At 60.1% G+C, this 15209-nt stretch carries 10 protein-coding genes; 8 read left to right on the plus strand and 2 right to left on the minus strand.

Features of this window, described 5'->3' with window-relative positions; all coding sequences use genetic code 11:
• Positions 1-12 precede the first annotated feature (12 nt).
• Complete coding sequence (gene guaA / locus AC1ROI_RS19605) at positions 13-1590, plus strand: glutamine-hydrolyzing GMP synthase (protein WP_010457818.1); 1578 nt, start codon at positions 13-15, stop codon at positions 1588-1590.
• 71 nt (positions 1591-1661) lie between these two features.
• On the opposite strand, the gene AC1ROI_RS19610 is transcribed toward guaA, so the two are convergent.
• Both AC1ROI_RS19610 and treR read right to left on the minus strand, forming a co-directional pair.
• Positions 1662-4721, minus strand: a complete 3060-nt coding sequence (locus tag AC1ROI_RS19610; protein WP_102593575.1) for a membrane-targeted effector domain-containing toxin — start codon at positions 4719-4721, stop codon at positions 1662-1664.
• Positions 4722-4820: 99 nt separating this feature from the next.
• Positions 4821-5525, minus strand: coding sequence for a trehalose operon repressor (gene treR, locus AC1ROI_RS19615; protein WP_010457814.1), 705 nt, complete (start codon positions 5523-5525; stop codon positions 4821-4823).
• A 236-nt stretch (positions 5526-5761) separates the two neighbouring features.
• Between treR and treP the strand changes: the two genes are divergently transcribed.
• From treP to tadA, 7 genes are all read left to right on the plus strand, one after another.
• Positions 5762-7204 carry a PTS system trehalose-specific EIIBC component gene (treP, locus tag AC1ROI_RS19620; protein WP_102593576.1) on the plus strand — a complete coding sequence of 481 codons (1443 nt, stop codon included), beginning with the start codon at positions 5762-5764 and terminating at the stop codon, positions 7202-7204.
• A gap of 52 nt (positions 7205-7256) precedes the next feature.
• Positions 7257-8903 (plus strand): alpha,alpha-phosphotrehalase, encoded by a 1647-nt coding sequence (gene treC / locus AC1ROI_RS19625; RefSeq protein ID WP_102593577.1) that lies wholly within the window; start codon positions 7257-7259, stop codon positions 8901-8903.
• Between the two features lie 105 nt (positions 8904-9008).
• A complete protein-coding gene (locus tag AC1ROI_RS19630) occupies positions 9009-10232 on the plus strand; it encodes a maltoporin (protein WP_102593583.1) in 1224 nt (407 codons plus the stop codon).
• A 62-nt stretch (positions 10233-10294) separates the two neighbouring features.
• A complete protein-coding gene (ptsP, locus tag AC1ROI_RS19635; RefSeq protein WP_102593578.1) occupies positions 10295-12829 on the plus strand; it encodes a phosphoenolpyruvate--protein phosphotransferase in 2535 nt (844 codons plus the stop codon).
• A gap of 2 nt (positions 12830-12831) precedes the next feature.
• Positions 12832-13122, plus strand: coding sequence for a PTS sugar transporter subunit IIB (locus tag AC1ROI_RS19640; protein WP_010457805.1), 291 nt, complete (start codon positions 12832-12834; stop codon positions 13120-13122).
• A gap of 123 nt (positions 13123-13245) precedes the next feature.
• Positions 13246-14622 (plus strand): multicopper oxidase family protein, encoded by a 1377-nt coding sequence (locus tag AC1ROI_RS19645; RefSeq protein ID WP_010457803.1) that lies wholly within the window; start codon positions 13246-13248, stop codon positions 14620-14622.
• Positions 14622-15119: a tRNA adenosine(34) deaminase TadA gene (gene tadA, locus AC1ROI_RS19650; RefSeq protein WP_077749326.1), complete on the plus strand. Its 498-nt coding sequence runs from the start codon at positions 14622-14624 to the stop codon at positions 15117-15119. Before AC1ROI_RS19645 ends, tadA begins: the two co-directional genes overlap by 1 nt.
• The last annotated feature ends 90 nt before the right edge of the window (positions 15120-15209 follow it).

A 15209-nucleotide genomic window follows, 5' to 3' on the forward strand; every position in this document is an offset into this window, starting at 1 on the left:
CGAGACTGAATCATGGCCCTCGACATTCACGCTCACCGCATCCTGATCCTCGATTTCGGTTCCCAGTACACCCAGCTGATTGCCCGCCGCGTGCGCGAAATCGGCGTGTACTGCGAACTGCATCCGTTCGATATGGATGAAGACGCGATTCGCGAATTCGCTCCAAAAGGCGTCATTCTCGCCGGCGGCCCCGAGTCCGTGCACGAAGCCGACAGCCCTCGCTGCCCGCAGGCGGTGTTCGACCTGGGCGTTCCGGTCTTCGGTATCTGCTACGGCATGCAGACCATGGCCGAACAGCTGGGTGGCAAGGTTGAAGGTTCCGAACTGCGTGAGTTCGGTTATGCCCGTGTCGACGTGGTCGGCAAGAGCCGCCTGCTCGACGGCATCGAAGACCACATCGACGCTGACGGCCTGTTCGGTCTCGACGTGTGGATGAGCCATGGTGACAAGGTCACCAAGATGCCGCAGGAATTCCACATCCTGGCCAGCACCCCGAGCTGCCCGATTGCCGGCATGTTCGACGATGCTCGTGGCTACTACGGCGTGCAGTTCCACCCGGAAGTGACCCACACCAAGCAGGGCGGTCGCATCCTGTCGCGCTTCATCCTCGACATCTGCGGCTGTGAAGCCCTGTGGACGCCATCGAAGATTGCGGAAGACGCCATCGCCAATATCCGCGCCCAGGTCGGCACTGACAACGTGCTGCTCGGCCTGTCCGGCGGCGTTGACTCTTCGGTGGTTGCCGCGCTGCTGCACAAAGCCATCGGCGACCAGCTGACCTGCGTCTTCGTCGACAACGGCCTGCTGCGTCTGCACGAAGGCGAGCAAGTGATGGCCATGTTCGCCGAGAACATGGGCGTCAAGGTGATCCGTGCCAACGCTGAAGACCAGTTCCTGAACAACCTGGCCGGCGAGTCCGACCCGGAGAAGAAGCGCAAGATCATCGGCCGTACCTTCATCGACGTCTTCGATGCCCAGTCCAACAAACTGGACAACATCAAGTACCTCGCTCAAGGCACCATCTACCCGGACGTGATCGAGTCGGCTGGCGCCAAAAGCGGCAAGGCCCACGTGATCAAGTCGCACCACAACGTGGGTGGCTTGCCGGAAGAAATGAACCTCAAGCTGGTTGAACCCCTGCGCGAGCTGTTCAAGGACGAAGTCCGTCGTCTGGGCCTGGAACTCGGCCTGCCGTACGACATGGTCTACCGTCACCCGTTCCCGGGCCCGGGCCTGGGGGTGCGCATTCTCGGTGAAGTGAAGAAGGAATACGCCGACCTGCTGCGTCGCGCCGACCACATCTTCATCGAAGAACTGCGCAAAGCCGACTGGTACCACAAAGTCAGCCAGGCCTTCGTGGTGTTCCAGCCGGTGAAATCGGTTGGCGTGGTTGGTGATGGCCGTCGTTACGCCTGGGTCGTGGCCCTGCGTGCAGTGGAAACCATCGACTTCATGACCGCGCGTTGGGCTCACCTGCCTTACGAACTGCTGGAAACCGTCAGCGGCCGGATCATCAACGAAATCGAAGGCATCTCCCGCGTGACTTACGACGTGTCGAGCAAGCCGCCAGCGACGATCGAGTGGGAATGATCCCGGTCTGACTGATCGCCCGTAACACCTGAAAGGCCCCGTGAGCGTGAGTTCACGGGGCCTTTTTGCGATCAGGCCGCTACAGTGGGCAGGCGCCCTTCAAGCATCAGGCCCATGCGATTGAGCGCGTGGACAAGGCTGATCAGATTCGCGTAAGTGACCTGATGCACGGCGGCCCAGGCAGGGCGGTTGATCAGAAAGCCCCCATTCGCCGTTCGCTCAATCATCGTTCGCACAATCTGATTCGACCGGCTGCGATGGATCAGCGTCAACGCGTCGTCCGACCTTTCAATGGTGAACATGCCCTGGCGGAACAGCAGCTGATTGATTTGCTCAGACGATCGTTGAATGACCGGAGTCGGCATCTGCAAGCTGATGTCGGCATACAGGGTGTCGAAATCACCGCGCATTTGAGCGCCGGCCTCCGAAACATCACGGCCGACCTCGATGCCATGGTCGATGCCCAGGTGCATAGGCTGGTCTGGGCCCACTTCTTCGATGCGTAGACCGATACCTCCCTCCGTTTCGCTGATGCCGGCCATCCCCCTGAATGTGTTTGTACTCTCCTGGTCGGTGAGCGCCAGCCATTTTCCGCCGCCATTGCGGGCTTGAGTGGCCTGCATGATGGTATGGGTGAGGTAGGTCTTGACGGATTGTCGTGAGATGGCACGGAAGTTTGAATCTGTGTAGCGATAACTCGCCAGGCAATCGGTGGCCTGGATTCGAATGCCGTTCTGCTGGGCCGCTTTGACGACTTCAAGGGGGGTGTACTGTCCGGCAGGATCACCTGGCAGTTTCTGCAGGTATTTCTCCAGCATCCCATGCATGTCCCCGGTTTCGGCGAACTCGTTCAGGTCGACCTGATTGAAGTCGTTGAGCAGGCGATGCATGTAGATCGTCTTGACGCCTTGTTTCGCCAGCGTCTGCATGTTTTCGATCAGGAACCGCATGCTGGCAATGCGATCCTGACTTTCACCGACGACAAGGCCGGGCGCTGTGTTGAAAATGTTCTCGATGAGTTCCGTTACGGTGGTGGAGGGTGTGATCACGGGCTGCACCGGCCGGGCGGGCAACGAGGCAAAAAAGTCCTCCGGGGTCTGGAATACGATCGCATCCCTGATCAGCACCGCTCGACGCCCAGCGACATACTCTTCGTAGGGGGAGACTCCTCTGATGAACCCGTTAGGCATGGCCACGACTTTTATATGGGTTTCCGGCTTTCCCAGGGCCAGGAAGTTCAGCGAACGTCCATTGGGTGCATCGTATCGCGTCAAATGACTGAAAAAATCAGACCTTGGCCGGGCGTGAGTCGTCGGCCTGGAAGGACCGGGTACGGGCGCAGGCTTGCTGAGGCCTTTGCCGCCGCCTTTCAATCCGGCTGTGGGTGCCAACTCCCATTCGCCCTCGCCATTCAGGCGCACGGGAATCGACCCCGTGGACGCCTGCGGATGACTGGGGTCGATGATCGCCCACGTACCGCCACCGTTGATGTCGGCTTCGTAGCGCACGTAATAAGCCTGATCGTTCATCATGATGGCGGTGGAAGGGTTTGAGTCCAGCGTATAGATACCCTGGAATTTTCCGCTCGTGGCCATCGGGTAGTTTTCGAGGATTTCATTGCTTTGGTAGTGCTCCGGCACTTCAAAAGCTTCGGCGGTTTCCTCGGGCAGGGTCGGCAACACACCCGGTTGCAGAGGCCCTTCCTCTGACTCTCCGGGCGCCAGAGGGTCTTGCGTGACGACGCTTTCTTCCGGATTGAGGGTCTTGTTCAAATCCGCCATCTCGGTCGCTTCAGCCGCCTCGGCCGCAGCCCCGACGTCTTCCAATACGTTGACTTCCTTGAGCAGCGGAATATTGAACAGCGCATTGATGCCATCGAGCACCGCGCCAATGACGCCGGCCTTGCGCTGCGCCGCCGTTTTGCCATTCACCGCCTTGTCGATGTTCAAACCCATCGCGGCGAGGCTGGCACCGATCACCGGCAGCGCGATTGGCCAGCCCATCATCGCCAAGGGACCAAAAACATGCAGACCGGCACTCAGGTAACCCAGCCAGAGCTGTTTGCGCATTTGTCCGTGGGTCACCAGCGTCAGGTCCGCCTCTTCCAGCATCGTGCTCTGGACTGCCCGGCTCTGCCAGGCGAAGGCATCGCCACTGATGGTGATGTTTTTCTGATTGATCAGGTGATGGTCGTATTTTCCCCAGGTGCCGACCAGCTGGTTCATCAGCGGAGTGATGTTGTCATGGACTTCCTTGCGAACCGACAGCGGGAAATGGGTCATGAACTCGGTCCGCGGCTGCGCCTCATTCATTTGCAGCATCATCCACCAGTGCATGTCCGTTTGTGTGGGATGCACGTGGAAGGCCTGTGCGGCGCCGGGAACATAAGTGATCTGTCGGCCGTTGCGGTCAACGATGCGCAGAATATCGGTGGCGACGTGCCCTGCGACATCCAGGGCGCAGACACGAAGATCCGCAGGCGCCGTGGTTTGGGATTGCAGCGTCGCCAGGGTAATCGGCCAGGCTGCGTCAGCGACAACGGCCCTTACGACGGTCTGGAAATCGTCCTCTTCCAGCTGACCGTTTTGCCGCGCCTCGACCGCTTTGCTGAGGTAGCTGGATTTGGCCAGGGTCCGGAAGTCATCGAAATGCGTGGTCCAGAAAGCGTTCAGCTTATTCAGGTAGCGTTCACTGAGGTTCATCTCCCACAGGTCTGTGAGGACCTTGCTGGGGTACATCCGCACCTCGTTGGTTTCATTGAAAATGCTGGCGTTTGCGTCTTCAGTGTAAAACCCGCCGTTACTGTTCAGTTCGAGGGCGTCGTCTTGATCGGTCACGCGATATCCCTGCATCACCAGTTGCGTCAGGGTCAGTGATTCACAGGGCTTGGGGGCGTGTTCCCAACTCAGAAAGGCCTTGGTGCTGCTGGCCGAGACGTTATCGAACCGATGCCACCAGACCTGGTCAGGATCCTTGTCGGTGATGCCGTGTTTTTTCAGGATTTCACAGGCGACCGCGTGGGCTTCTTCCTTCAACCCCGGACAGGCTGTGACAACGACGGGGGCAATCGTTTTCAGCTGCTCCCTGTCGGCAGCATTGGGTAACGCTTCAGTACTTTGATCGGCAGGCATGATCTCGCTCCTTGAGAAATGGGCCGTGAGGATGACCCGTTTGCTCAAGGCAAGTGCACTACATAGTTATGCCCACATGCCTTTCGTGACCGTGTAGGGTCAGCGCCGTGCCACATCTGAAAAGTAGAACTTGTCGAGGGTATGCCGTGATTCGGTGTATTCGAATTGGCGACCGTCCTGCAGGAACGTCTGGTTGCTGACCACGATCACATGACTCTGGCCGTCGAGGTCCAGGTGGTGTTGGTCGTCCTTGCTTCGAGGGACCGCTTCGATGGTGCGCTGGGCGTAGGCGATTTGCAGCTGCAGGGTCTGTTCGATGAAGGCGTAGATCGACTGCTCGGCGATGTCGCGGTTCAGGCCGGGAATCACGTCGCTGACGAAATGGTTGATGTCGAGGATCACGCGTTTGCCGTCAATCCGCCGAACGCGCTTGATCCGCGTGATCAGGCTGCCTTCTTCAGCCTTGATGTGGTCGAGCAGCGGGCCTTCGAGGGGGATTTGGGTGAATTCGACCACCTCGGTGCTGACGTCATTGCCCAGTCGCGGATAGGTCTCCTGGAAGCTGACGATGCCGCCCAACTGGAATTCGATCGGGTTGGTCGACAACACGAAAGTGCCTTTACCGTGGACTTTCTGGGCGAAACCGCGCTCCTGCAATTGCTCGATGGCCTTGCGCACGGTGCCGCGGCTGGCCTGATAGGTGTCCATCAATTCGGTTTCGGAAGGCAACCGGGCGCCGCGTTCCAGACGTTCGGTCGTGATGCTGGCAAGCAGATCGCTGTAGATCTGGTTGTATTTACTCATGGGGATGGCTCTGTGCCGCGATGTACTCAAGGTTTCGAACCTTAAGGGCAGGGTAGGGGTTTGTCCATGCGGCTTTGGGTTTCATCGTTTCGGGAGGTAGGAAAAGTCGCCGATTGACGGGGTCGTAGTAAACAAAATCAAACTCGTCTGTACGAGTTGTTGCTTTAACTCGTACAGACGAGTACTTTTCGCTTCGGCGTGCTGCCAAAAACAAAAAACTACAGCGGAAGAAAAGCATGAGCCACGACTATCCGAACATCGCCAGCGAGCTGCTGCAAAGCCTCGGCGGCAGCGACAACCTCGAGCAGGCCGCGCACTGCGTCACACGCCTGCGCCTGGCCCTCAAGGACCCGAGCCTGGTCGACAGCGCCACGCTGAATCAGATTGACCTGGTGAAAGGCTCATTCTTCACCGGCGGCCTGTTCCAGGTGGTCATCGGCCCCGGCGAGGTTGAAAAGGTGTACGCCGAACTGCGCCGTCAAACCGGTCTCGCCGCCTCAACCATCGCCGACGTTAAACAAAAAAGCGCCGACAAGATAAACGCGATGCAGCGTCTTGTGCGGGTGTTTTCCGACGTGTTCATGCCGATCCTGCCGGCGTTGATCATTGCGGGGCTGTTGATGGGCATCAACAACCTGATCGGCGCCAAGGGGATGTTCATCGAAGGCCAGACCCTGCTGGATGCCTACCCGAAACTCGACGGGCTCTGGAGCCTGATCAACCTGATGGCCAACACCTCGTTTGTGTTCTTGCCGGCACTGGTGGGCTGGTCGGCGGCCAAGCGGTTCGGTGGCAGCGAAATCCTCGGCATCGTGCTCGGCCTGATGCTGGTTCACCCGGACCTGCTCAACGCCTGGAACTACGGCAAAGCGGTGGCCGGGCTGGACGGGCAAAGCCTGCCGTACTTTGACATTCTCGGGTTGTTCCAGATCGAGAAGGTCGGTTACCAGGGCCAAATCCTGCCGATCCTGCTGGCGGCCTATGTCATGAGCGTCATCGAAAAATGGCTGCGGGCGCGGGTGCCGAACGCCGTGCAATTGCTGGTGGTGCCGATTACCACCATCGTGGTCACCGGCGTGTTGGCACTGGCCGTGATCGGCCCGGTGACCCGGCATCTGGGGATTCTCATCACCGAAGGCGTGGTCATGCTGTTTGACCTCGCGCCGATGGTCGGCGGGGCGATTTTCGGGCTGCTCTACGCGCCGCTGGTGATCACCGGCATGCACCACATGTTCCTCGCGGTCGACTTGCAACTGATCTCCACCCAGGGCGGCACGTTCATCTGGCCGATGATCGTCATGTCCAACCTCGCCCAGGGCAGCGCGGCACTGGCGGTGTTCTACATGACCCGCAGTGTCCGCGACAAAAGCATGGCCTCGACCTCGGCGATTTCCGCCTATTTCGGCATCACCGAACCGGCCATGTTCGGGGTCAACCTGCGCTACAAGTTTCCGTTCTATGCGGCCCTTTGCGGTTCGGCCCTGGGTTGCATCTTCCTGTCGCTGAACAAGGTCCAGGCCTCGGCAATCGGTGTGGGTGGCTTGCCCGGTTTCATCTCGATCATTCCGCAGTTCATTCCGATGTTTGTGATTGGAATGGTGATTGCGATGGTCGTGCCGTTTGTTCTGACCTGTGGGTTGAGCATGAAGATTATCCGGCCAGGGTATCGGGTTGCCTGACAGACCGGATTCGCGAGCAAGGCCTGGACAAAATTATTGAAGGAATAGCGCCATGCAAGACTGGCAACGTTCGGTGATCTATCAGATCTACCCGAAGAGTTTTCACAGCCACGCCGGCAACCCCTCGGGGGATTTGCTCGGCGTCGTGGCCAAGCTCGATTACCTGCACTGGCTGGGTGTCGACTGCCTGTGGATCACGCCGTTCCTGCGTTCGCCCCAGCGCGACAACGGTTACGACATCAGCGATTACTACGCCATCGACCCGAGCTACGGGACCATGGCCGATTGTGAGTTGCTGATTGCCGAGGCGGGCAAGCGCGGGATCAAGCTGATGCTCGATATCGTGGTCAACCACACCTCGATCGAACACGCCTGGTTCCAGCAGGCCCGTAGCAGCCTCGACAACCCGTACCGCGACTTTTACATCTGGCGCGATCAGCCCAACAACTGGGAATCCAAGTTCGGTGGTTCGGCCTGGGAATACGAAGCGCAGACCGGTCAGTACTTCCTGCACCTGTTCGATCACACCCAGGCCGACCTGAATTGGGACAACCCGAACGTACGCGCCGAAGTCTTCAAGATGATGCGTTTCTGGCGCGATAAAGGCGTGGGCGGTTTCCGTCTGGATGTGATCAACCTGATCTCCAAACCTTCGGACTTTCCAGAAGACAACACCGACGGCCGACGCTTCTATACCGACGGCCCGAACGTGCATGAATACTTGCAGCAAATGCACCGCGAAGTCTTCGAAGGTCACGACCTGATCAACGTCGGCGAGATGTCGTCCACCAGCCTGGAACACTGCATTCGCTACTCGAAGCCAGAGTCGAAAGAACTGTCGATGACGTTCAACTTTCATCACCTGAAGGTCGATTACCCGAACCTGCAGAAGTGGATTCGCGCCGACTTCGACTTCCTCGAACTCAAGCGCATTCTCTCGGACTGGCAGACCGGCATGCAGGCCGGCGGTGGCTGGAACGCGTTGTTCTGGTGTAACCACGACCAGCCACGGGTGGTGTCGCGTTTCGGCAATGACGGCGAGTTTCGGGTGATCTCGGCGAAGATGCTCGGCACCGCGCTGCACTTCCTTCAGGGCACACCGTTTGTGTATCAGGGCGAAGAACTGGGCATGACCAATCCGGGGTTTGATCACATCGATCAGTACCGCGATGTCGAGACGCTCAACATCTTTCGCCTCAAGCGGGAGGCTGGTGCAAGTGATGCCGACAACATGGCGGCGATCATGCAGAAATCCCGGGACAATGGCCGTACGCCGATGCACTGGAACACCGAGCCGAACGCAGGATTCAGCGCCGCAGAACCCTGGATTGGCGTGCCGGCCAACGCGACGCAGATCAACGTCGCCACCCAGCTCGACGATCCGGACTCCGTGCTGCATCACTACCGTCAGTTGATTGCCCTGCGCCGTAGCGAAGCGCTGATTTCCGATGGCGTCTATCGGCAATTGTTGCCGGAGCACCCGCAAATCTGGGCGTATGTGCGTGAAGGTCAAGGCGAGCGTTTGCTGGTACTGAACAACTTCTATGGCACGCCGTGCGACGTCGAGCTGCCCGATGACGTGATCAGCGAAGCCATGACTCAACGCCTGGTCATCAGCAATTACCCGAACTGTCCGCCGCGAAACCGGCAGATTTTTTTAAGGCCCTATGAGTCGTTCGTTTTGCACCTGACCGACTGATCGACCACTAAAAACACCGACTTTAAAAAACACGCAGAGCGCTGCGCGGGGGAGTTTTGCGCGCCGAATTTGCGGAACAACACAATAAAAATAATGGGGTGGTTCTTGAAAACAACACTAAATTGCAGCCTTGCTGCCGCGAGCTTATGCCTGGCGTTGCCGTTGTCAGCGCAGGCCCTGGAGTTCGGCGGCTACGTGCGCAGCGGCGTCGGGACATCGGTCAACAGTGGAAAACAACAGTGTTTCCAACTGCCCGGCGCGCAGACCAAATACCGCTTGGGCAACGAGTGTGAGCAGTACGGTGAGCTTGAACTTCGCCAGGACCTGTACAGCCTGGACGATGGTTCGGTGCTGAGCGTCGACGGCATGGCTTCTCTGTATAACCAGTACGACAAGGACCTGACGTTCAATGGCGACAATGGCTCGGTGCGCATGCCGCAGTTGTACGCGCAGTGGTCGAACATGCCGAGCCTCAACGGCGGTTCGCTGTGGGCCGGTCGGCGTTACTACAAGCGAAACGACATCCACATCTCCGACTTCTACTACTGGAACCAGAGCGCCACGGGCGGTGGTATCGAGGATGTGCTGATCGGCGATCTGAAATACAGCTATGCCTTCTCGCGCAAGGACAACCTGTATCAGAAGGACTACATCAACCGTCACGATTTCAACGTCGCCGGTTTCCGCACCAACCCCGGTGGTGAACTGGAACTCGGACTGAGCTACATCGACAAACCCGACAGCCGCGACGCACACCGCGGCTGGGCAATCACCGCACAGCATGTGCAAAAAGGTTTTCTGGGCGGCAAGAACAAACTGGCCTTCCAGTACGGCGAAGGCCCCGGCACCGGGCTGGGCTATACCGGCAACGTAAAGCTGGACGACAGCAACAAAAGCTACCGGGTGGTGGAGTTCTTCGACTGGCAAGTGACGCCACGGTTTGGCGGACAAGTCGAGGCGGTTTACCAGAAGGACATTCGCCCGGACGGGGCCGATCAGAACTGGATTTCCCTGGGAATTCGTCCGGCGTACGCGATCACCGAGCAGTTCAAACTGGTGACCGAACTGGGCCACGATCAGGTCGAAGCTGCGGGCGGCACGCGCAAGCTGAGCAAGTTCACCTTCGCCCCGACATGGTCGCCCAAAGGTCCGGAATTCTGGGCGCGGCCCGAAGTGCGTCTGTATTACACCTATGCCAGCTGGAACGAGGCGGCCAAACGGGCAGCCAATGAACTGGCGGCGGGCTCGGCATTGTCCGATACCGGCGCCTTCGGCACGGCGCGGCACGGTGCGAATGTCGGATTGCAGGTCGAGTATTGGTGGAAATAAGCGATGCTGTCGGAGCCTCGCGCTCCATCGGCACTTCAAAGAACAAAACAGCAGGTGACGTCATGGCCACACCCCAACAATTGCAACTGCACGCCCCCCTGTCAGGCGTATTGGTGCCGCTGGACCTCGTGCCCGACCCGGTGTTTTCCAGCCGGGTCATCGGCGACGGGCTGTGCATCGACCCGACTTCAACGACCTTGTGCGCGCCGCTGGCCGGGGTTGTCAGCAATGTGCAGGCCAGTGGGCATGCCGTCAGCATTACTGACGAAAAGGGTGTGCAGGTGTTGATGCATATCGGCCTCGACACGGTGAACCTGGCCGGAAACGGGTTTACGCGGCTGGTGGAGGAAGGCCAGCAGGTTGACGTTGGGCAGGCGCTGATCGAGTTCGATGCCGATTTTGTTGCATTGAATGCCCGCAGCCTGCTGACGTTGATGCTGGTGGTCAGTGGAGAACCGTTCACCTGGCTGGCGCCGGAAACGGGTCTGGTAGACAGTGGCCAGCCGCTGCTGAGCCTGAACCTTGTCGAGCAGACAAGCGATACGCCGCTAACCGAAGCGGACGAAGCGCTGTTTTCAAAACCGGTGACGCTGGCCAACCTCAACGGCTTGCACGCCCGTCCAGCCGCGGTATTCGCCCAGGCGGCAAAAGCTTTTTCGGCGAGCATCTACCTGCATAAAAAGCAGGAGACTGCGAACGCGAAATCCCTGGTGGCGATCATGGCGTTGCAGACGGCGCACGGTGATGTCATGCAAGTCAGCGCGGCCGGTCCGGATGCGGAAGCGGCGATCAAGACGCTGGCCGAACTGCTGCTGACTGGATGCGGTGAAGTGGTCGCGGGTCCGATGCAGGTTGAGGTGAATGCGGTCGAGGCTTCATCGCTGACGGTGCTGCGCGGGGTTTGTGCATCACCCGGGTCGGCGTTTGGCCAAGTGGTACAGATCGCCGAACAAAACCTGGAAGTGAATGAACTCGGCTCAACGCCGCAGGTGGAACGCGATCATCTGTCCCGCGCCCTGGCCGAAGCACTGGTGGCCCTGCAACAGCTGCGTGACAACGCCAAGAGCGACGCGCAGGCCGACATTTTCAAGGCGCATCAGGAGCTGCTCGAAGACCCTGGTTTGCTGGAAGTGGCTCACGTGCTGATCGATGAAGGCAAAAGCGCCGGGTTTGCGTGGCGCTCGGCCACCGAGTCAGCAGCCACCTTGTTCAAGAGCCTGGGTAACGCCCTGCTCGCGGAGCGGGCGGCGGACCTCGCCGATGTGGGTCAGCGGGTGCTCAAACTGATCCTCGGCGTGCGGGATCAGGCGATGGAGCTGCCTGAAGGCGCGATCCTGATCGCCGAACAACTGACGCCGTCGCAGACCGCCGGGCTCGATACCCGCAAGGTACTGGGTTTCGCCACGGTGGGTGGCGGTGCCACCAGCCACGTCGCGATCCTCGCCCGGGCGTTCGGTTTGCCGGCGATCTGCGGACTGCCGGTACAAGTGATGGCGCTGGTCAATGGAACCCAGGTGTTGCTCGATGCCGACAAGGGCGAATTGCAGCTGGATCCGGATCTGCAGGCCATCGAACAGCTGCAAGCCAAGCGCCAGCTTCAACAGCAACGCCGGCAGCATGAGTTGGCGCACGCAACACTGGCCGCCTGCACCCGCGACGGTCACCATTTTGAAGTGACGGCCAACATCGCTTCGCTGGCCGAAGCCGAGCAGGCCGTTGCACTGGGAGGCGAGGGCGTCGGTTTGCTCCGTTCGGAGTTTCTCTATCTGGATCGCAACCATGCGCCGAGCCATGACGAGCAGGCGTCTACCTACAACGCCATCGCCCAAGTACTCGGGCCGACGCGCAATCTGGTGGTGCGCACCCTGGACGTCGGCGGTGACAAACCGCTGGCCTACGTGCCGATGGACAGCGAAACCAACCCCTTCCTCGGCATGCGCGGGATTCGTTTGTGCCTGGAGCGCCCGCAGCTGTTGCGTGATCAGTTCAAGGCCATCCTTGGCAGTGCCGGGCTCGCTCGCCTGCACATCATGCTGCCGATGGTTACGCAGCTGGCGGAGTTGCGCCTGGCTCGGCAACTGCTCGAAGAAGAGGCGCTGGTTTTGGGCCTCACGGAACTGCCCAAGCTGGGCATCATGATCGAAGTGCCGGCGGCGGCACTGATGGCGGACCTGTTTGCACCCGAGGTGGATTTCTTTTCCATTGGCACCAACGACCTCACGCAATACACCCTGGCCATGGACCGCGATCACCCGCGGCTGGCCAGTCAGGCCGACAGCTTTCATCCGGCGGTGCTGCGCTTGATTGCCAGCACCGTAAAGGCTGCGCACGCCCACGGCAAATGGGTCGGTGTGTGTGGCGCGATGGCCTCCGAGACGCTGGCCGTTCCGCTGTTGCTGGGGCTGGGGGTGGATGAACTGTCGGTGAGTGTGCCGTTGATTCCGTCGATCAAGGCAGCGGTTCGTGAGCTGGACCTGATGGACTGTCAGGCCATCGCCCAGCAAGTGCTGGGCCTGGAAAGTGCCGGACAGGTACGCGAGGCATTGCGCCTGTATCACGAGGCGACGGTCGATACTTCACTGGTTCTGGAGAACTGAACATGTTCGAGAAAATGCAGCGGGCGTTCTGGAAAGCGTTGACGCCGGATCTGGTGGCGGAGGAGCCGAAGGCAGTTGTTCAGCCTGTGTCCGGGTTGCCAGCGAATGTCGTGGACGCACTGGGTGGCGTGGATAACCTCAAGTCTCAGCAGCCTGTAGCGTTGACCCGGGTCCGGGTGGCGTTGCGGGATGTGGCGCGGATGGATCGGCAGGCATTGAGTGTGGCAGGTGTGCCGGGCGTCATGATGCTGGATGACGGGGTGGTGCATCTGATTACCGGCCTGCAGCCATAACCGATTCCCTTCCGGGGGATGTGCGGCCCTCGGTCGCCCTTACTGTTTCTCATCCGCAGGTGTATCGTATTCGCCTTTTACAGGCCCTCGGGCCTGTCGCTGATACGTGAGGTAGTTGAGTTCATGTCCTTTACCCGTCGCCAAATCCTCGGTGGCCTGGCCGGTCTTGTTGTCGTTGGTGTCGGAGCGGGGGGCGCGTCGCGGTACTGGCTGGGCAAGATGGCTGATGCTGACGCCGGTCATGACTATGAGCTGATCGCCGCACCGCTGGACGTCGAACTGGTCGCCGGGCACAAGACCGAAGCCTGGGCGTTCGGCCCTTCGGCACCGGGCACCGAGTTGCGGGTTCGTCAGGGTGAATGGTTGCGGGTGCGTTTCATCAACCATCTGCCGGTGGCGACCACCATTCACTGGCACGGCATCCGCCTGCCGCTGGAAATGGACGGTGTCCCGTACGTTTCGCAATTGCCGGTGCTGCCTGGGGAGTACTTCGACTACAAATTCCGTGTGCCAGACGCGGGCAGTTACTGGTATCACCCGCACGTGAACAGCAGCGAAGAGCTCGGCCGCGGCCTTGTCGGCCCGCTGATCGTCGAAGAGCGTGAGCCCACCGGTTTCAAATACGAAAAAACCCTGAGCCTCAAGAGCTGGCACGTCGATGAAGAGGGGGCTTTCGTGGCCTTCAGCATTCCTCGCGAAGCCGCCCGGGGTGGCACGGCGGGACGGCTGTCGACCATCAACGGTGTCTCGCAAGCGGTGATCGACTTGCCCGCCGGGCAAATCACCCGCGTGCGCCTGCTCAACCTCGATAACACCCTGACCTATCGCCTCAATATTCCTGGCGTCGAAGCGCAGATCTACGCGCTGGATGGCAATCCGGTGGAGCCGCGCCCGCTGGGCAAGGAATACTGGCTCGGCCCGGGCATGCGTATCTGCCTGGCGATCAAGGCGCCGCCCGCCGGTGAAGAACTGTCCCTGCGCAACGGCCCGGTTCGCCTGGGCACGTTGCGCTCGGTGGCCAACACCGATGCACCCACCGAATGGCCCGCTGCCCTGCCGGCCAACCCGGTGGCCGAGCCCGACCTGGCCAATGCCGAGAAACTCAACTTCAATTTCGAATGGGTGGGCTCGGTGTCGGTCAACGTCAACAACGGCAAGCCGCCGAGCCTGTGGCAGATTAACGGCAAGGCCTGGGACATCACGGACAAGACCTGCGCCGACCGCCCGATTGCAAAGCTTGAAAAGGGCAAGAGCTACATTTTCGAATTGAAGAACATGACTCAGTATCAGCACCCGATTCACCTGCACGGCATGAGCTTCAAAGTCATCGCCTCGAACCGGCACAAGGTGATCCCGTACTTCACCGACACCTACCTGTTGGGCAAGAACGAGCGCGCACGAGTGGCGCTGGTGGCGGATAACCCCGGCGTGTGGATGTTCCATTGCCATGTGATCGATCACATGGAAACCGGCCTGATGGCCGCTATCGAGGTGGCTTGATGCGTCAGATACGTCCCGCCGCGATCATCGACCGCAGCCGTGACCGCGACTTCATGCGCGAAGCCCTGGCCCTGGCCGCCCAAGGCGCGGCGCTGGGTGAGGTGCCCGTGGGCGCGGTGTTGGTGCAGAACGGCGAAATCATCGGTCGCGGCTTCAATTGCCCGATCAGCGGCAACGACCCGAGTGCCCACGCCGAAATGGTCGCAATCCGCGCCGCAGCCTTGGCCGCCAGCAACTATCGCCTGCCGGGCAGCACGCTGTACGTAACCCTTGAACCGTGCAGCATGTGCGCAGGGCTGATCGTGCATTCACGGATTGCGCGGGTGGTGTATGGCGCGCTGGAGCCCAAGGCCGGGATTGTGCAGAGTCAGGGGCAGTTTTTTACCCAGGGCTTCTTGAACCACCGGGTGTTGTTTGAAGGCGGGGTGTTGGCGGAGGAATGCGGGGCGGTACTCAGCGAGTTTTTCAAGGCTAGACGCGCAAAGCCCACTGAATAAACACAAAGCCCAATGTAGGAGTGGGGGGGGGGGGGGGGGGGGGGGGGGGGGGGGGGGGGGGGGGGGGGGGGGGGGGGGGGGGGGGGGGGG

The sequence above is a fragment of the Pseudomonas sp. GW823-FHT02C02 genome, from assembly GCF_058797635.1.